Here is a 22,409-nt window from a genome sequence, read left to right as displayed (position 1 = left end):
AATCATGAAAAATTTCAGCAAACTTCTTTTAGTTTTGTTTCCGGCTATGGTCATTGGCCAGACCCAGACCCAGAATTATATTAAAACGATTACTTACAAAACACCAACTGGTACGACAATCCCAAATCCAACACCTGCACAGGCTTCTCAAAATATAACCTATTTTGACGGACTCGGAAGGCCGGTTCAGCAAATTGCCGTGCAGCAGTCGAATACCGGAAAAGACATTATAACCCCCATTGAATACGATGGTTTTGGAAGACAGCTAAAAGAATACCTTCCGTTTGCTTCTGCTCAAACCAATTCGGGGTATGTAAATCCAGTCACCCTGGTACCGGATTTAATGGCACAATACAAAACCAATTACGGGGCTGTGAATGCAAATCCGTATAGTGAGAAACAAGTAGAGGCCTCCCCTCTTAACCGTGTTCTGAAACAGGCTGCTCCCGGAGACGACTGGAGCTTAAAAGCCGGTCATGCCATCAAAATTAGCTACCAGACCAATTTGGCCAATGAGGTCAGACTCTTCAAGGCCACTGCTATCTGGACTCCGGAATCAGGGCTGTACGAAATCGCTTTGGCAGACGCAGGGACTTATGCAGCAGGAGAATTATACAAAACCGTCACCTACGATGAGAATACCACCGCAAATCCAACTGAAACTGCGGGATCAACAGTAGAATTTAAAAACAAGGAAGGTCAGGTAGTATTGAAAAGAACCTATGATGCAGGTATGAAACATGATACGTATTTCGTACACGATATATATGGTAACCTGACCTATGTAATCCCGCCAAAAGCCGAGGGTACCATTACCACAGCCATTTTAGACCATTTATGTTACCAGTACAAACACGATTACCGCAACAGATTGGTCGAGAAAAAACTGCCGGGCAAACAATGGGAGTTTATGGTGTATGATAAATTAGACCGTGTGGTAGCTACAGGCCCCGCCAATTCGCCTTTTTCGGATATCACGGCTGTGGGTTGGCTCATTACCAAATACGATGTTTTTGGCCGTCCCATCTATACAGGCTGGAACAATGTCAGCAGCAGTTCTGCCACCAGAAAAATATTGCAGGAGGCACAAAATTCGGCTAAGGTCTTATTTGAGACCCAACAAAGCTCCGGAAGTATTGACGGTGTGCCTGTTAATTACAGCAATGCCATAGCGCCCACTACGTTTAAATTACTGACTGTAAATTATTATGATAACTATCTTTTTCCGGGTGTTCAGAAGATGCCGGCCAGCATAGAAAGCCAGACCGTTTTAACCAACGTAAAAAGCCTGCCTACCGGAACATGGAACCGGGTGGTGACCACCGCTGCCGCTATTCTGGCAGAAGTAAGCACTACTTTTTATGACCAAAAAGCGAGACCGATACGAGCGTATACAGGAAATCATCTGGGAGGTTATACCGTTACAGACAGTAAAATTGATTTTATCGGAAAAACGTTGTATACCCTGATCCGGCACAAACGTACTTCGGCCAGTACGGAATTACTCATAAGAGAAGATTTTACCTACTCGCCACAGGACCGATTGCTGACCCACACCCATCAGATCAATGGAGGAAAAGTGCAGCTCATGGCCAATAATAGTTATGATGCACTGGGACAGTTAATCAGTAAAAAAACAGGAAACAGTGCCGCTGTCCCTCTACAGAAAGTCGATTATACCTACAACATACGAGGCTGGCTGACCGAAATCAATAAAACCGCTGATCTGCAGCAGGGCATAGATCCTCTGGATTTGTTTACTTTTAAGATCAGTTACAATACGCCAACAGCAGGCATTACAGGCGTAAATGCCTTATATAATGGCAATATCTCGGAGACGCTCTGGAGAACCGGTTCTGATAATATCGAGCGCGGTTATGGCTATCAATACGATAAACTGAACCGCTTAAAAAATGCCATTTACGAGAAAAACGGTTTGACCACCAATGCCTATGATGAAAGTTTAACCTATGATAAAAACGGAAACATCATGTCCCTGAAGCGAAAAGGAGATATAGATCCGCAAATACAACCCATAGGGACTGATGATCTGGTCTATACCTATGCGGCCAACTCCAACCAGTTGGGCAAGATCACAGACAACAGCAACAACACCAGTGGTTTTAATGATTTTAACAAAACAGGTGATGATTATACCTACGATGCCAATGGGAACCTGATCATTGACAAAAACAAAAACATCACGGCGATTACTTACAATCATCTTAATTTACCCACTAAGATAACCTTTGGTACCAGTGGGTATATTACGTACATTTACAATGCGGATGGCCAGAAAACAGGAAAAACAGTTTTTAAAGCGGGAACCGTAGTTCGAAAACCCAGTACAACGATCACGGATTATTTACAGGGAGGATTTCAATACAGTGCCCTAAATTCCAAAACTTTTACTCTTGACTTTTTCCCTACCGCTGAGGGGTATGTACAACCTTCCGGAAGTTCTTACGAATATGTGTATCAATACAAAGATCACTTAGGAAATGTGAGATTGAGTTACAGTGATAAAGATAATAATGGCACTGTAAACAATACCGAAATTATTGCCGAAAATAATTATTACCCGTTTGGTTTAGCACATAAAGGGTATAATTCTAATGTAGTTTCTACAAATCCGGCTCAAAAATACAAGTACAATGGTAAGGAATTGCAGGATGATTTTGGGCTTAACTTTTATGACTTTGGAGCAAGAAATTATGATCCTGCACTTGGAAGATGGATGAATATGGATCCACTAACGGAACAAATGAGAAGACATAGTCCTTATAATTATGCGTTTAATAATCCTATCTTTTTTACTGATCCTGACGGCATGGCTCCAAATGATGTTATTGTTAATGGCGAAAATGCGGATAAATTTGTTAAACAATTAAGTGCAGGTACAAGTTTAACTATTTCAAGAGATGAAAAAACAGGGAAACTAAAAGCTGAAGGAACGGCAGAAACAGGTGCTGATGAGACATTGTTGAAAGCTATTAATGATGATAAAATAACTATAAATATTGATGCTACTAAAGCAAATCAAATTGACGAAGGTTTTATAGTAGGTGGTGCATTTCTTGGAAATACAGTAAACGATGATGGAACTAAAACCGCAAAACAAGTTGTAAATCCTGATCAAACAGAAGTTTTAGAAAAACTTGCGGAGGCACCTATTGGTACTATAGCAATGCATGAAACAATAGAAGCTTACCAAGGAGCTAGATTTGCACCTGGCGCAAAAGCTTCAACACAGGCAGGAGATGGTTTTGAAAAAGCTCATGATCTTGCAAACAAAACTGACCCTAGAGGTAAAATTATTCAAGATAAACTGAGCGTAGCATCTAATGTACAAAATAATGCAACAACAGTAACTGTTACGGTAAAAAGTACTGGTAAAAAAACGCCTTTATATACAGAAAAAAATAAATAATAATGTAAAATATGAGAAAGAAAAAAAAAATGTTAATTATTCAAGTTTTTTTTATTTTATTTCTACTTCCAATGAATAACGTTCGGGCTCAAAAGAAATATCGAATAATTGAAATTGATTCAACTGAGAACTTTTATTTTGTAGCGATAAAACATTGGTTTAAGAGAGGGACAATAATATCTCCAAAAAATACAATAGAAATAAATGGTCCAAAAATAAAAGTAGGAAAACGATATTTATTTAATTTGAAAGCTTACAATTCAAAAAGGATCATTTTAGGACCAAATTATTCTTTTGCAATTGAAGGAAGAATTGTTTGGTACAGCGACAAACAATATAATGTCTACACAAGTGAATCATTAAGGGGTTTATATCTTGATTAATACTTTAGGTAATGTATCTGGTAGTGTTTCAAATTAAGTAGGTAATATTTCAAAGTTAGAAATATTTTTTATTATTTATAGTCAAGCAGAATGTATCCATGTCTCTTCCCGCTCATGAGTAGAGTCGAACCACCAGTACAACGATCACGGATTATTTACAGGGAGGATTTCAATACAGTGCCTTAAATTCCAAAACATTCACGCTTGATTTTTTCCCCACTGCCGAGGGTTATGTACAACCTTCGGGAAGTTCTTACGAATATGTTTATCAATACAAAGATCACTTAGGAAATGTGAGATTGAGTTATAGTGATAAGGATAATAATGGCACTGTAAACAATACCGAAATTATTGCCGAAAATAATTATTATCCGTTTGGTTTAGCGCATAAAGGGTATAATTCTAATGTAGTTTCTACAAATCCGGCTCAAAAATATAAGTATAATAGTAAGGAATTGCAGGATGATTTTGGGCTTAACTTTTATGACTTTGGTGCACGTAATTATGATCCTGCATTAGGGCGTTGGATGAATATTGACCCGCTAACGGAACAAATGAGAAGACATAGTCCTTATAATCATGTTTTTAATAATCCCATTAGGTTTAATGACCCTGATGGAATGGCACCCCAAGATATAATTGTTACTGGTTCTGAATCTAAAAAGTTCACAGAGCAATTAAATTCAGCATCAAATTTAAAAATAACAAGAGATAATGAGACAGGTAAGTTATCTGCGACAGGAATAGCAAAAACGAAAGCTGATAAAAAATTATTAGAAGCTATAAATGACAAAGATATAACTGTTAAAATTGATGCAACAAGTGATAATTTTAGAGGAAATGAAGTGATTTTTGGTGGAGCATTTGGTGGGAGTGAGTTTAATAATGATGCTATTGTAGCTACACAAGTTGTAAACCCAATTCAAGCTTCTATTATAGAAGATCTTACTGGTATGCCAACAGGAACTGTTGCTATACATGAAACTTTAGAAGCATATTTAGGAGCTGTAAAATCACCTGGTGCTGGAGGGTTTAATAGCGATTTAAGGAGTTATGAAAAGGCTCATAAGGATGCCATGAAATTAGCTCCTAATGCTAAAAAAGTTAATACTTTAAATGGTTTCAGAGTTAGAGTGTCTAACGAAAATGTTTCAGAAGATAAAGCTACTTATAGTGGAGTTATATGGAAAGGAATGGACTACAGGCAATTATTTAGTGATGAAAATGTTCCAATAAAAAGAAAATGATTATGAAAATAAAAATTTGTGTTCTTGCCTTTTTGTTTTTGGTGATGCAAAATATTTTGGCTCAGAAATCAAGTAACTATAAGATAGTAGAGATTGATTCTGTAAATAACTACTATTTTATTACAGTTAAAAAGAATTTTAAAAAATACTTAATTATCTCTAATAAAATTAGAACTGAAGGTGATTGTGAAAAAATTAAGCATTCTAAAAAGTATAAATTAGTTTTAATAAAATATGTTCCAGCAATTATAATTCCTAATAGAAAAAATTTTTCTATATCTATTGAAGATCGAGTAGTTTGGAGTGATGGAGGAAAATATACTGCTTACACAACAGATATGTTATCAGGTTTATGCTTAACTACCCGTTTTAAGTATTGCAAAATTCATGAAAACAAAAAATGAAGTATTTAAAAAAGGCTCAATATTAACGAGTGGAACGCTCGCGCAAGCAGTGTTTTTTTTGGAATACATTTGTGAGTGGTGTATTGCAACTCTATCAGATAATAACTCTCTTTTACCAAAATATAATTCTCCATTTGCACCACTATCAGAATATCTATCAATTACAATGTCATTTTGCAATGATATAAAATCTTTAATTATTTCATCTACATTTTCGTCACCCATTATTTAAGAATTTAAAATATAGTAACCTAATTTTGAAGCTTCTGATTGATAACTAAACTGCGGAGTTATATCCAAAGTGTTTTTCTTGTAAAAAGCTATTAAAGTTTTTGGAGAAATAAATTCGACAGGCTTATTTTTATATGCTTGAATAAAACCTTCCAACTTAAAGGAAATTCCCGAGGATGAAAATTGACCTTTTGAACTTCTTGATAGAATTACAATTTTATCAATTTCTAAAGAATTAAAATGAGAATGAATAGTTTCTATAAAATCAATTACTTGAGAATGATTATGGTCATCATCAAGTACAATAGATTTTACTTTACCAGTACTTTCAGTAATTTGATTATCTGAATCTTTTTCCAAAACGACGAAAATTATTTTATTGGATTTTATTTCAATTGCGCATACTTTCATAAATCTATTTATTTGATTTAATTTCTTATGTTTTTTTGGTTTTCTCCTTGGCGATGTGGTGGATTAAAAAATCCAAAACTTTCTCGTAAGGTTCTACAATACTACATAAAAAAAAAAGTCAGGAATTACGGTTTTACATAAAATCAGATTTTTTTTTTTGTTCATCTGATCAACATTGGGGGAACTAAGTCCGGAGACATTCGCACAGCTTCCAAAAGAACTCTTCGACTATCGGGTTCGTTCTTCACGTGTTGTAATGTTTCTGAGCAGACATTCCATCAATTAAAAACCAGCAGTCCAGATTAGAATACCTCAAAAAAGATCTATTTTTTACATCCACAATCGGGCTTAGTCTTAAGTCCTAAACTAATTTCCTTTTCTATTAGTTTATAGTCGCAGTCACAAGCTTGCTCCAATCTGAGTGATATAGCACAACTATGAATTGCTTCGCATATATGTGACCACAATTTTGGAAATTGTTTGCAAATGTTTCCAATCTTTCCAGGTTCTTCAATTTCTAAACTATATACACAGTCAATTTCATTACATCGAAGCCAAGTATCCGTTTTTTTTAGTCCAAACCAGCTTTCTGGTAAATCGAATCCACTGATATCTATAGAATATTCGCCCTTTGGAATAATACTTCCTGTAAAATTACAAATTGGAAGACATCTTGTATGCTGATTTTGCGTTTCATCTTCTAAAATAATACAGGTATGAATCGATGGTATTCCAGCAATTTTAGCTCTGACTACATCTCCTCTCTTTAACTTTCGTTTACGTAAATAAAACATTTTTAAATAGCATTTAAATTAGATCATCTTTTTTGCTTTTAATTATCTATTCTTCATATTAGATACATAAAATCACATTTATTTTACTACACAGTAATTATAAATATTTAATGGCAAATTAGTCCTTTAATAAATAAAGCAATCAAGTATAAATACCTGTTTTAATTTTAAAAAAAAAGATGCTATTCTAGCCATCTATAATATGTTTATTTATCTAAAATAAAAAAAGAAAAGTATAAAAATAAATATGTCCTAAAAGAGATTTCAATCGAAATCTCTTTTACTTTTGCCCAATGTTAGAAATTCTTTACCAGGACGAATATATTATAGCCATTAATAAACCAAGCGGATTGCTGGTTCACAAATCATTTTATGCGCGCGATGCAAAAGTGTACGCTATTCAGGAATTGAGAAATCAAATCGGGCAACACGTTTATCCTGTTCATCGGTTAGACCGTAAAACATCCGGTGTCTTGTTATTTGCGCTGGATACAGCCGTTTTGAAAATTATGAATGATCGTTTTGCCACACGCGAAGTCGAAAAAAAATATTTAGCCATTTTACGTGGCTGGTCACCCGAAGAACTAACGATTGATTATGATTTAACCAACGATGATGACATTACACAAAATGCAATCACCTACTTTCATCGTTTGCAAAATGCCGAAGTGGATTTAGAATTTAACAATAAACCAACGTCACGATATTGTCTGGTAGAAGCGATTCCTGAAACCGGACGGATGCACCAACTACGAAAACATTTTAAACATATTTTTCATCCCATTTTAGGAAGTCGCCCACATGGTTGTAACAAACAAAATAAATTATGGCTGGAACATTTTGACCTGAAAGGAATGATGCTTCATGCACATCAGTTGATTTTTAATCATCCGATACACAATGAACAATTAATCCTGAATGCAAAGATTAATGAAGAGTTTAGCAAAGTAGGTGCTATTCTTAATCTGGATCTGAGTAAGTATCAATAGAATTTCCTTAACAAATCAGCAACAACCGATATTCCCCTTCGTTTTCTATGGGTGCTCTGTGAATACAAGGCAGCACTTGTTGTTTCGGATGATCTACGGCCAGTCGCCAAAGATGGCCTAAACCCAAATTAACAGGTTGTGCATCGTCATGTAGCTGATAATGCAAATCAAAATAATTCTCCTTCAAAAACTCTTCGAATTCTTCCGCAGGTCCGTCGTATAGTTCTTTTAACTTTGCCCGTATTTCCGGAATCAGGATTTTTTGCTCTGCCTGCGCATTCGGAATAATATCACTTGCCGCTCCGTGATAGGTACATAAAAAAGTGTCTGTTGCAATGGGCGAACGATCTACATGAAACGAATACACATCGGTCGATATGAAATCAAATTCATCATCACGTTCGTAACACTTCAGGACATTAAGAGCCGGCGAAGCCCCGAAATCAGTTAATACTTGTAAGTCCTTTAAGATTATTTCCCTCGCCCTATTCCCCTTTTCTGAGAGTTGAAGTGCAATTAGGTCTTCCCGATACACTTCGGTTATATTTTCTTTTAAACGTAGTTGGGTTACAATCTCGTTAAAATCGCCATCCAGATTTCTGTACCAGCATAGCGCATTCATTTCTCCTTTGAAATCGGTATGTATAAGTTCGGAGAAAGTAGATACTGTTTTAATTTGGCTGCTGTCAGAAAATTTATTGCTCATAGTTGGATATAAGAAGCTGGTTGCTTCATGCGTTACAAAATTATGCAATAGCGCTATATTTTATTTTTCTAAGGGATAACTATTTTTCGTTTAATTTTTCGTTCAATTTCAGGTAGTACTTTATCATTTAAAAGGTCATTCATACTTTTTTCAATATTTGGAAAATTTGGAGGACTAAGTATATTTTTCTTTTTAATATTACTAATATTCCCAACATTAAAATTTGAAACTACTTCATTTGTTTCCAAATTTATAAAAGCATTATTTAAAAAAATATTTGTTCTTTTATCTCCATTAAAGACTCCTGCTTTTTCAAATTCTATTCCAAATTGGCCATCAACAATAAACAAATAGTCCAAATTGTATTTCGTTTTTATTTTTTTTAAATCTTCGCTTACATATTCTGGTTTTGTCCAAACGAAAATTGGGGAATTTGCCTGACTGATTGTATCTTTTATTTGAGTAATTTCAACATTTAATGAATCTAAATTTTTTAAATATGCTTTTAGTATTCTTTCAGTTGGGTTTCCTTTTCCTGTCTCTAAAAACTTATAAGCGCTATAAAACATATCCTTTTTGTCTACATTTGATCTTTCAATCGTATTAGACATTGCTTGTCTGGTAATTCTGTAGGGACCATTTATATTAAAAATTAAACCTATTTTTTTCTTTTCCAAATTTTGCGAATAGCTAAAATTAAAAAGTAGAACTATGTTTACAAGAAGAAAGATTTTTTTCAGTTTCATTTTTTTATTTAATTAATTTTGAATTGAAGTTTTTAAGTAATTATTCGTGAACCTTCTGGTTCTTATTGGGTTTAAAAAATGAGTCTTTTTGGAGAAACTTAAAAGTAATGCCATCCACTTACTTATAAGCCTCAATATAAAACATTTAGCATCTTAATTTCGGCGCATAAGTCTGATGCAGCAAAAATTATTTTGCGCGAATATAGTAGAATAATCAGTGTAATTGACCATAATTTTTCAATATTTCCTGATCATGTACATCCTGTGAGAACTTCTTGAATTGTTTACTACTACGTAATGATAAATATTTAAAGGATTAGGGTCTGATCAACAATATAATACATAAAAATAATTTTCAAAATTACTTGGGTCAATCTAAATTAAATATTTATGGTTAAGGTATTCTAAAGCTACTGTGAATATTTTTCAGAATAATAACTTAAGATAACTATCCGTTGAATGTTATTCAGAACTGATGTCAGGCTGAGCGGAGTCGAAGCCCTTTTCAGGTAAAAAAGCCTTCGGCTTCGCTCAGGATGACAATAATTTCTAAAAGAATAAAGATATTTTATTCAAATATATAGCTGTCACATTTTTTAATTGAAAAACCATAAACCATAAACTATAAACTATAAACCATAAACTCTAAACCATAAACTGCTTACTTACGCAACAACAGTTCTCTCAACACTACCTCTTTCTGCTGTAGTACCAGGAATTTTATGGTGTGTTGCTCTTGTAGGATAAAAAAATCGGAACAAGATTAGTCCTGTTCCGATTTAATTCAATCCTTTTTTGACACTTTCGAAAAAAAACAAGCAGTTCCAACTGCCATTTCTATGCTATAGTATATTTTTTTTCTGTAACAGTAGTGGTCGTTTCAGTGGTTACATTGTCTACAAATCGCCATTCGGCTTCTGAACCGGATGCTGTAAATTTAAGATACGTATAGCCTCGTTTATACAAATTTGCATATTCTAAATCATCTATTAGTACTGTAAATGCCTGTGCTAATTCTATCGCTTTTGAAGGGTCTGCAGTGATTCCAAGATACGCTTCCAATCCTGGTGATGAAACAGAACTGCACGCTATTTCAGTTCCTATAAAATTCCCCTGCATATCAGTCAGTTTACCCATCCAGGCGTTGTGCGTATCTCCGGCTAAAACCACAACATTTTTTCCGGAAAGCATTGCATACAATTGTTCTCTTTCTGCAAAATAACCGTCCCAGGCATCCAGATTATAAGGTAAAGTGGTCGTAACCCTTGCAATTTCCTGGGGAGTTAAAGAAGGATCATTTTGTTTATGTCTCATTTTAATAACGACCAGTTGCGAGATGGTATTAATAAGAGCCTGCATGGTTGCCGGCTGTGCACTTCCTAATTGATCGACTTCTGCTAAAATTTGGTTCAAGAGCATCAGCAGTTCTGCAGGAATCAGCATTTTTGTCATCAGGATCTGCTGCCCTAATACTTTCCATTTGGCAGTATCTGCACTGATTTGTGATCCCAGCCATGTCATTTGCTCGCTTCCGATTAATTTTCTGCTGGTGCTTAACAGATCTGTTCTAAATTTTGTCTGGTCAAAATTTCCGCCATTATCAATATAATCCGCATAACTCATCTGCTTATCTCTTGCAATCACTCTGGTATCCATCATATAAAGGGAAAGAATTGTACCGAAATTAAAACTTCTGTAAATTCTAAGATCTTTTCCTGTCTTTAGCGGAATATATTCGCTGTAGGCCTGAAAAGCGGCCATTTTTCGCATCTGAAAATCCCCTTCGCCCGGCTGATGGTTTTCTGCACCGGATTTATAAGCATCGTTGGCAAACTCATGGTCATCCCAGACACATATAAAAGGTTTTTTCTGATGAAGCAGCTGAAGGTTTTTATCTCCTCTGTATTGTCTGTATCGTTCTCTGTAATCGCTTAGGCTTATAATCTCCCTGGCGGGTTGATGTGCTCTGCCCAGCGGGTTGGTAAAAGGATTTGTTCCGTACTGTCCCGGCGCATATTCGTAAATATAATCTCCAAGATGCACCACTACATCGGCATCTGAAGAAGCAATGGCTCCATACACATTGAAAAGTCCTGCCGGAAAATTAGAACAGGAAACCACAGCCATTTTTACATCATTTACACTATCTGTTTTAGACGGCAGCGTGCGTGTTTCTCCGGTAACAGTGACCTGTTTGGTTTTGGCATTATAAAATCTGTAATAATATTTGGTATTGGAAGGAATATTCTGAACGTCTACCGCTATTGTAAAATCATTTGTGGAAGAGGCTCCGGCCTGCCCTTTTCTTGTTACTTCAGAAAATGTGGCATCCTTACTGATCTCCCAGGTAATTTCAGCGTCTGAAGCTGCTGAATATCTGGTCCAGATAATCACTCCTGTTTCAGTAGGATCAAAACTGGCTACTCCTGTTTCAAACCCTTCATTTTTCAATCCATCCGGCGCACCGCTGTTATCCGGCTTATCATCGTCACTGCAGCTTTCAATAAGTGGAGCGATGAAAACTCCTCCGGCAGCCAATAAAGAATTTCTAAGAAACCTTCTTCTGCCTAAATCATTGTTATTTTCCATAAAAAAATTTTTATATCAAAAAAACAATTTAATAGTCCAACTCAGGTTACGGCATTTTTAAAATTACCTTACATTACTATTAACAATCCATTTACTATAATAAATTATCCATTTGATTATATATAAAAACAAATGGATAAAAGTATAATTTGAATAAAATAGCTTTATTCTTTTAGAAATTGTTGTCATCCTAAGCGAAGTCGAAGGCTTTTTTACAGGAAAGAGGCTTCGACTTCGCTCAACCTGACAACCGTTTTGAATTACAATTCAGGATCAAATTTGCAAGCCTACTCAAACTCTCCTTGTGCAATAAGGTTTTCAATGCAGTATTCCGCAATGGCGGTAATGGTCATAAAGGGATTCACGCCAATGGTTCCCGGAATTAAGGATCCGTCAATTACATAAAGATTGTCATGCTCCTTCAGTTTACCATATACATTAGTGGATTCGCCTAAAACACAACCTCCCAGCGGATGATAGCAAATATTAGCGCCAAAACCATTTTTAAAAAGCAGGTGGCTTCTTGTCCCGCCATTCGCGCGGTTCATTTTACGAACAAAATAGTCTGCATTCGCTTTCATCCTTACCGTATGGCTTTCATTCCAGTCTAATACAAGGCGATTCTGTACTTTATCATAGGTTACCGATCCCTTTTTATCTACCCGGTTGATCATTAGATAGAGCGCAGTCGCTACATCTACCCCCATTGGCAAAGGGGCAATTTCCGTAAAAAAGGAATGTTCACTATCCTCCCAGTTATCGACACCTCCCACAGGAATAGTCGATTGCAGCGCACCCGTTCCTCCGGATAATGGTCTGACCCAGTTTCTGCCGGTCATAAAATTACCGTTGTTCCCCCAATTTTTTCCAACCGTGTTATCCAGAGGGAAATTATTTTTGTCCTGAGCGCTCAGCAGCAGCTTTAAGGTTCCCATAGTACCGGCACCCAGCACTAATTTATCACAGCGAAAAGTTTTATCGGCAACAGTTTTCCCCGAAGTGTCAATTTGTCTAACCTTCAGGCAATAGCTTTTATCCTCATTCCCCGTTATCATATCCACGCAATGCAAATCCAGGATTTCGAGGTTGCCTGTAGCCAGTGCTTTTGCCAGATAGGTTTTATCAAGGCTGTTTTTGCCATGATTGTTACCGTAAATTACTTCGGTATTTAGTGCAGACCGTGGCACTTCTTTTTTATATTCCCTTTCCATGTATTTAAAGTCATACACATTGGGTACACGTACGGTCTTAAAACCGGCTTTATGCGCTTCTGCTTCTCCTACGCGGGTAAATTTATAGTACGGACAATCTTTTACAAATTGTTCCTCAATACCATTGACTTTTAGCTCTTTATTGACCAGTGGAAAATAAAAGTTGTAAAATTTTTCGGCATCAAGCTTCGGAAAAACTTCTTTAAAATAACTCTCTTTAGGTACCACTGCCATCCCGCCATTTACGATTGAGCCGCCGCCAACACCTCTGCCGACCCAAACATCTATATTTTTAAAATTGAACTTGTCTAAAGCTCCCGTAAAGGGTTTTAAGGGAAAAATATTCATAAATGGCGCAATGGTTTTCCTTTTCAGCCAGGCAGCACTTCGCCCGGGTTTTAATAAGCCGGAGTACGGAATCCCGGATTCTTTCCAGTTGATCCCCATTTCCAGAATTACTACTTTTTTCCCAGCTTCACAAAGGCGTAAGGCGGCAACAGCAGCTCCATATCCGGAACCGATGATGATAATAGGCCTGTTTATTTCTATTTGCTTTGGGAGCTGTCCTGCTTCTGAATGCGGGAATTTCGATTTTGAAAAATATAAGCTGCCCGAAGTTATTATATGGGAAAAGATTTTTTTTGTTCTATCCATGAGTACTGTTTAATTTAAATAGTATTAGATAAATTTATCTGGAAACGCGTATCCACCGTTCTGTCCTGCCAATAAGTGAGATGCCAATGTAACCCCGCAGGTCAAGTTGGTTTGCATCTTTGACTTTGATGGTACAGCTATATGTTTTATCTTGTTCAGGATCATGCGCTTTTCCCTCATATGCTATAGCACTTTCCTGCTTAAGCCCTGTAAGGATTAGTTCTCCATGAAATTTTTTAGCTTTCTCGCTCTGGTCTTTTGTCCATATTAATTTTCCATAGTACAATCCGTCTTTTGCCTTGTAAATCTCGATTTTGCTGATGCCATTTTTCGTAAGCCATATACCTGTCAGATCCTGAGAATGGGCATAAAAACTAACTGCCATAAACAATGCTGCAGTGAAGCAGAATTTAATACATAATCTCTTTCTTGTTTTCATACTTAAATAGTTAAAGGGTTAAAAATAATTTCGTGACCACTGTTATGAAACAGCAACCACAAAATGATGGCTGTCACAGTTTTTAGCAAATAAGCGAAGTCTAATCAATAGAATTCGAACAGTTTGCTTATAAATATACAATGTGTTACTTTTGTTACAGGTGGCAAATTCAAAGCCAGAATCAAAAATTAAATTTTCAATTTTTACCGGATTGCTCCTTAATACGCAAATGGACCGCAAATTGTTCGATAAGTATAACGTTAGAAAAAAATGTATCAATGAAAGTAACTACTGACAGGCGCGTGCGCTATACCAAAATGGTTTTGCGCGAATCAATGTTGGACCTGCTTAAAAATAAGTCCCTCAATCAAATCTCGATAACCGAATTGTGCAAGGCTGCAGACGTTAACAGAAACACTTTTTACAAGCACTATAATACCACGTATGAAATAATACGGGAAATGGAGGATGAGATCTTCAATGCGCTGATGGATTCCATTAAAAATATGGATAATGTAAACGATATTATTCTGGCTTCCTGCAGGACTCTGGAACGCGATAAAAAAATGAGTGTCATTATTTTTTCTGAAACTGATTCCAGCAGTCTGCTTTCAAAGGCGTTGTCATCCTTTAGAAAAACTGACCTGACCTTACAAAATAATGGTGATGCAGCTATTCAGCAATCTTTATTAGAGAAAGTCTATTTATTTGGAGAACAGGGCACGATCGCATTAATGAAGGATTGGGTCCTTGGCGGTTTTAAAGAACCTGCAGAATCTATTGCTGCAATTATTTCTTACTTAATCCAAAGCATTAACGGATCTGTGGCTAATTTTAAAAGTAAAAGCCTTTAAAATCACAATCTTTACCCAATTTTCATTTTAATGATTTTCAGAAGGTTATCTTTAATAAAATATAAAATTATGTCAGATATAAACAAGAAGTCGTTTGGAGTTTGGATGGATTCGCACAACGCAATAATCGTAGGAAAAGAAAATGTTGATAATGGAGAATTTGTTGTACTGGGACATGTAAAAAATGCAGGACCGGATAATAACTCCAATGAAAAAAATTCAAATAATCAGGAAATCAGCTTAACGCAAAAATTTTTCAAAGAGATTGCGAGTAAAATGCCTAACGTTGATCAAATTCATATTACAGGAACCGGACAAAGTCAGGAGCAATTTATTAAATTTTTGGCTGAATCCGCACAGTATAAAAATGCAGTATCAACTGAAAGCACCTCTAATAAAATGAGTGATGAAAATCTAATTGCATACATTGCAGAACATTTTAACTAGATCTTTTCCTAAAAATTAAAATAGATAAGGCCTTCGGTAAGTATACCGAAGGCTTTTTTTTATACTATTTACTGATGTAAAAGAATCAGGTGCAAAGTTACTACTTGAGCTGAATTAACTTACTTTCCCGTTATTACTTTTCTATGTAGTTTCCCCCAAGCATCCAGTTCACATAGAACATTTTTTAAAGTCTGGCAGTACTCGGTTGCTTCATAGATAATAGTTACTGGCGTTGTTGGAAAAACATTTCGTTTTATAAGGTTGTTTAATTCCAAATGCTTTAGTTCGTTCGCCAAAACCTTAGGAGATATGGGAATTTCTTTTTGAATTTCACTAAAACGCTTTGAGGATTGAGAGATACAAAGAATTAATGCCAGTTTCCATCTTCCGTTAAGGACAAACATAGCATCAATTACATTGCTGAGTGACCGGGCACATTCTTCCGGGTCCTGTACTGCTTTTTCTTCAATTGTTTTCATGGTTGGCAAGGTAACAAACTTTCCTAAAAGTAAGCGCTTTCCTTTGGGAAACTAGTATCATACGGTAACTTGTATACCCTAACTTTGTCACCAGAAATAAGATTATAAATAAAATATCCATTTAAAATGAAACACACTATTTTAACAACAAATGAAGTTGCCGCTAAATTTATAGAACTATGCCGTCAGGATAAATTCTACGAAGTACAAACAGAGTTGTATGCCGAAAATTGTATTAGTATTGAAGCGAATGATTTTCTGTTGCCAAAAACTGTAGAGGGACTACAGGAAATTTTGAAAAAATCCCAATTATTTGAATCTTTAGTTGAGCAGGTTCATGAGCGTATTATTTCAGACCCGGTCATTGGAGGAGATTATTTTAGTGTATCCTGGTCAGCTGACATGACCTTTAAAGGGCAAGAAAGATTTACAATGGAAGAAATTTGTGTCTATAAAGTGCATGAGGGCAAAATAGTATTTGAACAATTCTTTTATTGATCTGTAACAAGACCGATATCTGGTTAAAAAAAAAGATCAAACATTCTGGAGGTTTGATCTTTTTTATAAGATATTCTTCTAATGAGCAGTACTAGTGGTTGTCAAATTCTTTACGATGGTAAAAAGTGTCATCATCACTATCAGACCCGGGACTGGCATTATTTTCAGGATAATATCCGTTCATTACTCTTCTTTCATAGTTTCTGTCAAAATTGTGTTGCTGACTGTATCGGCTCGTTTTTCTAAAGGTATCATAGCCTATACCATTGGCTAAGACAATTTTCGTGTCTTTATTTATAGATACAGATCCAATCGGAATGATAATATGGCTATCGCCGTCTTTATACATAAATTCCTGTGCATTATCGTTCGCTATAGCGTCGTGCACCTCATTTTGGCCGTCGTCTATTAATGCCTTATCTACATTAACATCCAGATAAACAACACGCTGCATATCTTTATTAACCCAAAGATTATCAACTTTACCGATGGTACGGTTGTCAGCATCTACTATTTTCCATCCTCTTACATCAGAATAATCTGAAGCGACTTTATAATCAGAAAGTTCGTCCAGTCTGTATAAATTTCTATCTTTATTTTCCATAAATTCTTTTTTTAGTATTATAAATTCATTTTTACGCTAAATCTAATTGCAGAAACATTAGCGGGTATTTTGTCCGTGCTTCTATTGCGGCTTATAAATTCACCGATGCATGTCCTGAAACCTGCCTGGTTACTGTGCTATACTATCTGTACTTGTAGTATTTTCGATTTCTGTGCCGCTTTTACTTGTGGCCTCATTATTTTTTGCAAACAGAAAATATACAAGCGCTGCAATTATCAGCACTACTATAATCCATGGCCATATCGGCTTCTTTTTCTCAATTTTAATCTCTGCCATAACTAATTTTTTTTGGTTATAAAATATTTTAACTTGATACTAAGGTACAACCGGGCCTAGGCTAAAAAAGTATTTAATTTCAGCCAGAAGTTATACAATTCCCAGCAGACTAAAACTGATAATCAATAGCTTATTTGAAATTAATATCCCCAAATAAATTCTCAGAAATACAATTACAAGTGTCATCACCTTACTTAACGTGCCTAACACTAAATTCTTAATTGTTTAAATACTGTATATCTTTTTTTGATTTTTTTTGAAAATTCTATTTTTAAACTTAAAAAAATATACATAAAACACACCGACCGTATTTTTTTGTACCTAAAAACGTACTTTATTACTCCCCGCGCCAATTGTTATTAATCAACTTTACACTGTCGATTCCTAAAGGTATTGATAATGTTTTTTGAGAAGAATAAAAGCCTTTACATTCATTATCAAATAATTAGTAATCACTATCTATTTACTAACCATTTATTATTACTAACCTTAAAAATTTTAAAAATGAAAAAAATCCTAAAATTAACAAGTTTGCTATTTATTACAGCAGTAGTGTTTACTTCCTGTGAAAAGGAACAAGATTTAGATGTACCACAAAGCACTAGCAAAGAAGCGTTACAAAGCGCTAACAAAAACGCGCCGGAAATCGCTGGCAAGGACGCCGTCTCAGCTAATGCCGCGCTAGCCGGTGGTGGTGCCGGAGCCAGAACGATCACGCTGCAAACCAATACGCTATCGTGTCCAGGTGGTTTGTGTACCTCGTATGGGGTTTGGTCAGCGGATGTTTACACTGTTTGGTTCACGATGAAATTTAATTCCGGATTTTATTGGAGCAGAGGCGGTAAATGCGGATACGGTATATTAATTGGTGATCAGAATACCGGTGGCGATCCAGGCTGGGATGGTAATGGCGGTAGTGCCCGATTTATGTGGTATTGCCCGAACGGATCAAATAGTGCCAAAGGAAGCGGAGCTTACCTCCAACCCTACGTCTATTATAAAGATCAGCCCGGACAATTTGGTAATGATTTTGGAAAAAAGTACTACATACAAGAAGGTGTTACCTATAACTGTCAGATATCTGTTAAGTTAAATACTGGATCAAATACTAACGGATACGTCAAATATTATGTAAATGGTACAGAGATATTGAATCAAACAATTCGCTGGGTGACTAATGATTCTAAGCGAAATGTTAATGCAGTAAGTCTCCACACCTTCCGTGGCGGTAGTCAGGAGTACTGGAAAGCTCCGGTAACCAGTTCTATTTATTATCCTAGTGCAGCCTGGGATGCTCAATAGCAGCTGTACGCTTTAAAACAACTGGATCGGAAAAATTCTAAAAACTTTAAAACCCGCTATTAGCGGGTTTTTTATTGGATACTATTCGCCTTTACTGGACATATTTGGTCAAGCTTCTTCATCAGATTCTTACAGATATGATTGTACATCTTACTATAAATCGCGACAAAAAGCCCTGAAATGTCAGGGCTTTTTGTTGTTTCTGTTTTTTAGTTTTAATTATTTTCATTGGGCTGAATAATTCATGCACAAAAAATACACTCCCCACAGCTATTGGAATATTTTTAATTTTTTAATAAAAAAATAAAGTATACATTAAAATTTAACACTAAAATCACACAATAATAATAAGTTAGTATTCTTAAGATAATACTGCAGCTTTAACTTCGTCGTTTAAAAACAAACACATAAAAAAATTCATGAAAAAAAAATTACTATTTTTAATCGCAATAGGTCTTGTTGCTGCTAATTCTTTCGCTCAAACAAAGGGATTAATTATCTCTGAAGTTCTTACAAACCCAAACGGAGCTGATTCGCCTTTAGAGTATGTTGAATTGGTTGCCACCACAACCATTAATTTTGCAACTACACCTTATACAATTGTTTTTACTGATAATGGTACAGCGACTTCAAACGGATGGAAAGCAGGAAGTTCTGTGACTTATGCATTTCTGATCAACAGTGGCTCCGTTACTGAGGGTCAGGTTGTATATGTTGGAGGTTCCTCTATGGCTCCGTTAAGTCAGGGATCTGTTGCATTAAAAACTAAAAATACCGGAACTACTGCCGGAGATTCTTTTGGTTCAAAAAATAGTGACGGAGTTTTAGGAAACGGCGGTGACAATGCTGATGGTGTTGCTGTATTTAATGTTGCAGCATCTTCTATTTCGTCCTCTACGGTTCCTGTTGATGCCGTTTTTTTTGGTGACGGTATCGGAAGTGCTTTTAAAAGCTCAGGTTCAGGGTATCAATTACCTGTTAACGATAAATACAGTGGTGGAAAATTGCAAACCTCTTCTTATTTAGCGCCGGATCCGGGCAGTGATCAATTAATAAAAGCTACAGCAGGAGTTTACAATACGTCGACCAATACATTTACTACGTCACGTACGTGGTCAACTACCACTATTCCGAGTTATAATACAACTTCCATAACACTGGCAGGAACTCCGGCAGGAAATAGTACACCAACAATTAGCCTGGCAACACCAACTGTTTCAGGAAATGCTCCTGCTACCGTAAGTTTATCTGCAAATGCAGCAGATTCTGACGGAACAATTTCTAAAGTTGAATTTTTCAACGGATCGACTTTGCTGGCTTCTGTAACCACTGCACCTTATAACTTTTCATGGACAAATGTTGCGGCTGGTTCCTATTCTATCACTGCAAAGGCTACAGATAATGGCTCGGCAACTGCAACTTCATCCGTACAAGTGATAACTGTTAATTCAGGTTCTGGAAACGCTGCGCCAACAGTAACACTTGCAACTCCGGTTGTATCAGGAAATGCTCCGGCAACGGTAAGTTTGTCTGCAACTTCGAGTGATTCTGACGGAACAATCTCTAAAGTAGAATTTTTTAACGGAGCAGCTTTGCTGGCTTCTGTAACTGCTACACCTTATAACTATTCATGGACAAATGTTGCGGCTGGTTCTTATTCAGTCACTGCAAAAGCAACTGATAATGGTGGTGCTGTAACCACAACTTCTGTAAAAACAGTTACAGTAAACAGTGCTGTAAATGTGGCTCCAACATTAGTTTTTAACACTACGGCTTCAAAATTTGTAAGTTTATCATCGACTTCCGCAAAAGTAGGCTGTGTGATGAACAACAATACGGATCCTTTTATTGTATCAGGACTTGATATAACGGTTACTGATGATAATTTAAGCACACTAACATTTTCAATGACAAGTTCTAAAACGAGTGTGGTGCCTAATGCTAATTTCACCGTTACCGGTACAGGCAGTGCCCGTAAATTTAAAATTAACCCAACTGGCGTTGGCTATTCTACCCTAACCTTAAAAGTTACGGATAGCCAGGGAGGGAAAATCGATAACAGTAAACGTAGCGGTGTCTCAGGCATTGGCAACTGCTTCTTTGAAAGATATTTATCATACCGGTGTTGCTGATGGATCTACAGCTGTACCAATTGATGAAAATTATATGTTTGCGGCAGACGATGAAACAAATGTTATTAAGTTATTTAGCCGAAACAATTCAGGACTTGCGGTTTATCAATTTGACTTAAACTCCTACTTAAACTTAAGCGGTACTGAAGTAGATATCGAAGGCTCTTTTAGAAGTACCACTAAACCCAATCGTATTTACTGGATAGGCTCATTAAGCAACTCTAAATCCGGGGAAGCAAGATCTGACAGAAACAGAATTTTTGCAACAGATATTGTGGGCAGCGGTGCTAATGCTACGCTTGTTTTTGTTGGATATTACAGTAACCTGAGAAGTAAACTAATTACCTGGGGAAATAATAACGGATATGATTTTACTTCTAAAGCTGCTACGGGAATCGAACCTAAGCGTATAGACGGTTTTAATATTGAAGGGTTAGAAATGGGGCCTGATGGCACTACTTTGTACATCGGTTTCAGAGCTCCTTATGTGGGAAGCGGAACGAATAAAGCATTAATTTGTCCTTTACAGAATTTTGAGTCGTGGTTTGGAAACGGAAGTCCGTCTGCAAATCCTGTTTTTGGTTCTCCGATAGAATTGAATTTAAACAATCACGGAATTAGAAGTTTGGCTAAAAATGCTTCGAATAATTATATTATTGCTGCCGGAAGTTATGCCGCTACCGGAACTTTTGAATTGTACTCTTGGAATGGTCAGGCAACTACAGCACCTGTTTTGCTTACTGCAAATCTTGCTAACCTGAAACCGGAAGGTATCGTTGAAGTGCCTGCCGATATTTCGGGATCATTTACATTGGACTTAGTATCGGATTTAGGCGCAGATATCCCGTATAACGATGGTGTAGAAAATAAAGAAGTTCCTGAACCAAATCATCGTAAATTTTTGACTTCAACAATTACGGTAAATGCACAAGGAACAGCTAAAAAAGCCCTTGCAGAAAAGGAGCCTGAAGCTATTGTCACAGCATCTGAAGTAATAATTGCTTTTCCAAATCCTTTTACAGCAGTCTTAAACATTGATTTTCATGATCTTGCACCTGAACGTATTTCAGTCTACAATCAAAACGGAAGTTTAGTAAAAGAAATTCATTCAGTTACCAAGGGGATTAATACTTTTGATTTAAGTGATTTTAAAACGGGTATTTATTTTATCACTTATCCGGGAATGCCAAAATCAATACGTGTTATAAAACAATAAGGTATCTTATTACTTTAAAAATAATTATAAAATTAAACCCGTTGCAATAAAACATTGCAACGGGTTTTTTATTTATAGGGTGTACCAATAATGCCAGAATGCTTATTTTTCTTTCACCTGCTCAATCATCTCCAGGATAACATCAAGGGAAAGCATTGTTTTAAGCCTGGTTCCGCAGCTGAGGTAAATCCAGGTTCCCAGAGATTCCTCGTACGGAAACATACAGGTAATTTGAGAAATATTTACCGTATACCGGGTAAGATCATCTGTTCTGAATTGGATTGTTTTCATTGACTATCTCTTTAAATTACATTGTTTAAAGTGTGTTTTAAATCTTCAGGCTAAA

23 protein-coding genes are annotated in these 22,409 nt (G+C 36.1%); 11 read left to right on the top strand and 12 right to left on the bottom strand.

Annotation, left to right across the window (positions count from 1 at the left end; genetic code table 11):
* Nucleotides 1-4 precede the first annotated feature (4 nt).
* The 4 genes from EV142_RS08300 (at nt 5) to EV142_RS08285 (ending at nt 5,464) form a co-directional block, all read left to right on the top strand.
* Nucleotides 5-3,430, top strand: coding sequence for a DUF6443 domain-containing protein (locus EV142_RS08300; protein ID WP_132034363.1), 3,426 nt, complete (start codon nt 5-7; stop codon nt 3,428-3,430).
* Nucleotides 3,431-3,441: 11 nt separating this feature from the next.
* The gene (locus EV142_RS08295; protein ID WP_132034361.1) at nt 3,442-3,813 is read left to right on the top strand and encodes a hypothetical protein; all 372 of its coding nucleotides are present in this window, start codon (nt 3,442-3,444) and stop codon (nt 3,811-3,813) included.
* 299 nt (nt 3,814-4,112) lie between these two features.
* Complete coding sequence (locus tag EV142_RS08290; RefSeq protein ID WP_238698673.1) at nt 4,113-5,060, top strand: RHS repeat domain-containing protein; 948 nt, start codon at nt 4,113-4,115, stop codon at nt 5,058-5,060.
* 2 nt (nt 5,061-5,062) lie between these two features.
* Nucleotides 5,063-5,464: a hypothetical protein gene (locus EV142_RS08285; protein ID WP_132034357.1), complete on the top strand. Its 402-nt coding sequence runs from the start codon at nt 5,063-5,065 to the stop codon at nt 5,462-5,464.
* On the opposite strand, the gene EV142_RS08280 is transcribed toward EV142_RS08285, so the two are convergent.
* The 3 genes from EV142_RS08280 to EV142_RS08270 form a co-directional block, all read right to left on the bottom strand.
* Complete coding sequence (locus tag EV142_RS08280) at nt 5,417-5,689, bottom strand: hypothetical protein (protein ID WP_132034355.1); 273 nt, start codon at nt 5,687-5,689, stop codon at nt 5,417-5,419. The two genes, EV142_RS08285 and EV142_RS08280, sit on opposite strands and share 48 nt — an antisense overlap.
* Nucleotides 5,690-5,692: 3 nt before the next feature.
* On the bottom strand, nt 5,693-6,106 hold the full coding sequence (locus EV142_RS08275) for a DUF3010 family protein (RefSeq protein ID WP_132034353.1): 414 nt from the start codon (nt 6,104-6,106) through the stop codon (nt 5,693-5,695).
* Nucleotides 6,107-6,429: 323 nt separating this feature from the next.
* Complete coding sequence (locus EV142_RS08270) at nt 6,430-6,900, bottom strand: hypothetical protein (protein ID WP_132034351.1); 471 nt, start codon at nt 6,898-6,900, stop codon at nt 6,430-6,432.
* A gap of 293 nt (nt 6,901-7,193) precedes the next feature.
* On the opposite strand from EV142_RS08270, the gene EV142_RS08265 reads away from it, so the two are divergent.
* On the top strand, nt 7,194-7,889 hold the full coding sequence (locus tag EV142_RS08265) for a pseudouridine synthase (protein ID WP_132034349.1): 696 nt from the start codon (nt 7,194-7,196) through the stop codon (nt 7,887-7,889).
* Nucleotides 7,890-7,896: 7 nt separating this feature from the next.
* Here EV142_RS08265 and EV142_RS08260 read toward each other — a convergent pair whose 3' ends face one another.
* The 5 genes from EV142_RS08260 to EV142_RS08240 form a co-directional block, all read right to left on the bottom strand.
* On the bottom strand, nt 7,897-8,595 hold the full coding sequence (locus EV142_RS08260; protein WP_132034347.1) for a DUF1826 domain-containing protein: 699 nt from the start codon (nt 8,593-8,595) through the stop codon (nt 7,897-7,899).
* Nucleotides 8,596-8,663: 68 nt separating this feature from the next.
* On the bottom strand, nt 8,664-9,341 hold the full coding sequence (locus EV142_RS08255; RefSeq protein ID WP_132034345.1) for a hypothetical protein: 678 nt from the start codon (nt 9,339-9,341) through the stop codon (nt 8,664-8,666).
* Nucleotides 9,342-10,178: 837 nt separating this feature from the next.
* Nucleotides 10,179-11,930 (bottom strand): alkaline phosphatase D family protein, encoded by a 1,752-nt coding sequence (locus tag EV142_RS08250; protein ID WP_132034343.1) that lies wholly within the window; start codon nt 11,928-11,930, stop codon nt 10,179-10,181.
* 287 nt (nt 11,931-12,217) lie between these two features.
* A complete protein-coding gene (locus EV142_RS08245) occupies nt 12,218-13,795 on the bottom strand; it encodes a GMC oxidoreductase (RefSeq protein ID WP_132034341.1) in 1,578 nt (525 codons plus the stop codon).
* Between the two features lie 34 nt (nt 13,796-13,829).
* Nucleotides 13,830-14,234 carry a DUF2147 domain-containing protein gene (locus EV142_RS08240; protein ID WP_132034339.1) on the bottom strand — a complete coding sequence of 135 codons (405 nt, stop codon included), beginning with the start codon at nt 14,232-14,234 and terminating at the stop codon, nt 13,830-13,832.
* Between the two features lie 278 nt (nt 14,235-14,512).
* On the opposite strand from EV142_RS08240, the gene EV142_RS08235 reads away from it, so the two are divergent.
* Both EV142_RS08235 and EV142_RS08230 read left to right on the top strand, forming a co-directional pair.
* Nucleotides 14,513-15,088, top strand: coding sequence for a TetR/AcrR family transcriptional regulator (locus EV142_RS08235; protein ID WP_132034337.1), 576 nt, complete (start codon nt 14,513-14,515; stop codon nt 15,086-15,088).
* A gap of 69 nt (nt 15,089-15,157) precedes the next feature.
* Nucleotides 15,158-15,535: a hypothetical protein gene (locus tag EV142_RS08230; protein WP_132034335.1), complete on the top strand. Its 378-nt coding sequence runs from the start codon at nt 15,158-15,160 to the stop codon at nt 15,533-15,535.
* Between the two features lie 119 nt (nt 15,536-15,654).
* On the opposite strand, the gene EV142_RS08225 is transcribed toward EV142_RS08230, so the two are convergent.
* Nucleotides 15,655-16,014, bottom strand: a complete 360-nt coding sequence (locus tag EV142_RS08225) for a winged helix-turn-helix transcriptional regulator (protein ID WP_132034333.1) — start codon at nt 16,012-16,014, stop codon at nt 15,655-15,657.
* A 126-nt stretch (nt 16,015-16,140) separates the two neighbouring features.
* Between EV142_RS08225 and EV142_RS08220 the strand changes: the two genes are divergently transcribed.
* Complete coding sequence (locus EV142_RS08220; protein WP_132034331.1) at nt 16,141-16,512, top strand: SnoaL-like domain-containing protein; 372 nt, start codon at nt 16,141-16,143, stop codon at nt 16,510-16,512.
* A gap of 91 nt (nt 16,513-16,603) precedes the next feature.
* Here the strand turns inward: EV142_RS08220 and EV142_RS08215 are convergent, their stop codons facing one another.
* Complete coding sequence (locus EV142_RS08215) at nt 16,604-17,116, bottom strand: PRC-barrel domain-containing protein (RefSeq protein WP_132034329.1); 513 nt, start codon at nt 17,114-17,116, stop codon at nt 16,604-16,606.
* Between the two features lie 129 nt (nt 17,117-17,245).
* A complete protein-coding gene (locus EV142_RS24145) occupies nt 17,246-17,413 on the bottom strand; it encodes a hypothetical protein (protein WP_164502525.1) in 168 nt (55 codons plus the stop codon).
* Between the two features lie 552 nt (nt 17,414-17,965).
* Between EV142_RS24145 and EV142_RS08210 the strand changes: the two genes are divergently transcribed.
* The 3 genes from EV142_RS08210 to EV142_RS08200 all read left to right on the top strand — a co-directional run bounded on the left by EV142_RS08210 (nt 17,966) and on the right by EV142_RS08200 (nt 22,063).
* On the top strand, nt 17,966-18,715 hold the full coding sequence (locus EV142_RS08210) for a polysaccharide lyase (protein WP_238698672.1): 750 nt from the start codon (nt 17,966-17,968) through the stop codon (nt 18,713-18,715).
* Nucleotides 18,716-19,134: 419 nt separating this feature from the next.
* Nucleotides 19,135-20,847 carry an Ig-like domain-containing protein gene (locus EV142_RS08205; RefSeq protein ID WP_132034325.1) on the top strand — a complete coding sequence of 571 codons (1,713 nt, stop codon included), beginning with the start codon at nt 19,135-19,137 and terminating at the stop codon, nt 20,845-20,847.
* Entirely contained in the window at nt 20,816-22,063 is a 1,248-nt protein-coding gene (locus EV142_RS08200) for a T9SS type A sorting domain-containing protein (protein WP_134092216.1), read from the top strand. The genes EV142_RS08205 and EV142_RS08200 overlap by 32 nt, the downstream gene beginning before the upstream one ends.
* A gap of 102 nt (nt 22,064-22,165) precedes the next feature.
* On the opposite strand, the gene EV142_RS08195 is transcribed toward EV142_RS08200, so the two are convergent.
* Nucleotides 22,166-22,354, bottom strand: coding sequence for a hypothetical protein (locus tag EV142_RS08195; RefSeq protein WP_132034321.1), 189 nt, complete (start codon nt 22,352-22,354; stop codon nt 22,166-22,168).
* Nucleotides 22,355-22,409: the final 55 nt, after the last annotated feature.

Source organism: Flavobacterium circumlabens (assembly GCF_004345565.1).
Lineage (GTDB): Bacteria > Bacteroidota > Bacteroidia > Flavobacteriales > Flavobacteriaceae > Flavobacterium > Flavobacterium circumlabens.
This window is presented reverse-complemented; position numbering and strand designations above follow the sequence as displayed.

What these genes read in the sequence shown, in the direction of transcription:
- EV142_RS08300 (WP_132034363.1), top strand. Translation starts at nt 5, where the DNA reads ATGAAAAATTTCAGCAAACTTCTTTTAGTTTTGTTTCCGGCTATGGTC.
- EV142_RS08265 (WP_132034349.1), top strand. Translation starts at nt 7,194, where the DNA reads ATGTTAGAAATTCTTTACCAGGACGAATATATTATAGCCATTAATAAA.
- EV142_RS08245 (WP_132034341.1), bottom strand. Translation starts at nt 13,795, where the DNA reads ATGGATAGAACAAAAAAAATCTTTTCCCATATAATAACTTCGGGCAGC.
- EV142_RS08240 (WP_132034339.1), bottom strand. Translation starts at nt 14,234, where the DNA reads ATGAAAACAAGAAAGAGATTATGTATTAAATTCTGCTTCACTGCAGCA.
- EV142_RS08255 (WP_132034345.1), bottom strand. Translation starts at nt 9,341, where the DNA reads ATGAAACTGAAAAAAATCTTTCTTCTTGTAAACATAGTTCTACTTTTT.
- EV142_RS08205 (WP_132034325.1), top strand. Translation starts at nt 19,135, where the DNA reads ATGAAAAAAAAATTACTATTTTTAATCGCAATAGGTCTTGTTGCTGCT.
- EV142_RS08215 (WP_132034329.1), bottom strand. Translation starts at nt 17,116, where the DNA reads ATGGAAAATAAAGATAGAAATTTATACAGACTGGACGAACTTTCTGAT.
- EV142_RS08260 (WP_132034347.1), bottom strand. Translation starts at nt 8,595, where the DNA reads ATGAGCAATAAATTTTCTGACAGCAGCCAAATTAAAACAGTATCTACT.
- EV142_RS08275 (WP_132034353.1), bottom strand. Translation starts at nt 6,106, where the DNA reads ATGAAAGTATGCGCAATTGAAATAAAATCCAATAAAATAATTTTCGTC.
- EV142_RS08270 (WP_132034351.1), bottom strand. Translation starts at nt 6,900, where the DNA reads ATGTTTTATTTACGTAAACGAAAGTTAAAGAGAGGAGATGTAGTCAGA.
- EV142_RS08195 (WP_132034321.1), bottom strand. Translation starts at nt 22,354, where the DNA reads ATGAAAACAATCCAATTCAGAACAGATGATCTTACCCGGTATACGGTA.
- EV142_RS08220 (WP_132034331.1), top strand. Translation starts at nt 16,141, where the DNA reads ATGAAACACACTATTTTAACAACAAATGAAGTTGCCGCTAAATTTATA.
- EV142_RS08250 (WP_132034343.1), bottom strand. Translation starts at nt 11,930, where the DNA reads ATGGAAAATAACAATGATTTAGGCAGAAGAAGGTTTCTTAGAAATTCT.
- EV142_RS08225 (WP_132034333.1), bottom strand. Translation starts at nt 16,014, where the DNA reads ATGAAAACAATTGAAGAAAAAGCAGTACAGGACCCGGAAGAATGTGCC.
- EV142_RS24145 (WP_164502525.1), bottom strand. Translation starts at nt 17,413, where the DNA reads ATGGCAGAGATTAAAATTGAGAAAAAGAAGCCGATATGGCCATGGATT.
- EV142_RS08280 (WP_132034355.1), bottom strand. Translation starts at nt 5,689, where the DNA reads ATGGGTGACGAAAATGTAGATGAAATAATTAAAGATTTTATATCATTG.
- EV142_RS08295 (WP_132034361.1), top strand. Translation starts at nt 3,442, where the DNA reads ATGAGAAAGAAAAAAAAAATGTTAATTATTCAAGTTTTTTTTATTTTA.
- EV142_RS08235 (WP_132034337.1), top strand. Translation starts at nt 14,513, where the DNA reads ATGAAAGTAACTACTGACAGGCGCGTGCGCTATACCAAAATGGTTTTG.
- EV142_RS08230 (WP_132034335.1), top strand. Translation starts at nt 15,158, where the DNA reads ATGTCAGATATAAACAAGAAGTCGTTTGGAGTTTGGATGGATTCGCAC.
- EV142_RS08285 (WP_132034357.1), top strand. Translation starts at nt 5,063, where the DNA reads ATGAAAATAAAAATTTGTGTTCTTGCCTTTTTGTTTTTGGTGATGCAA.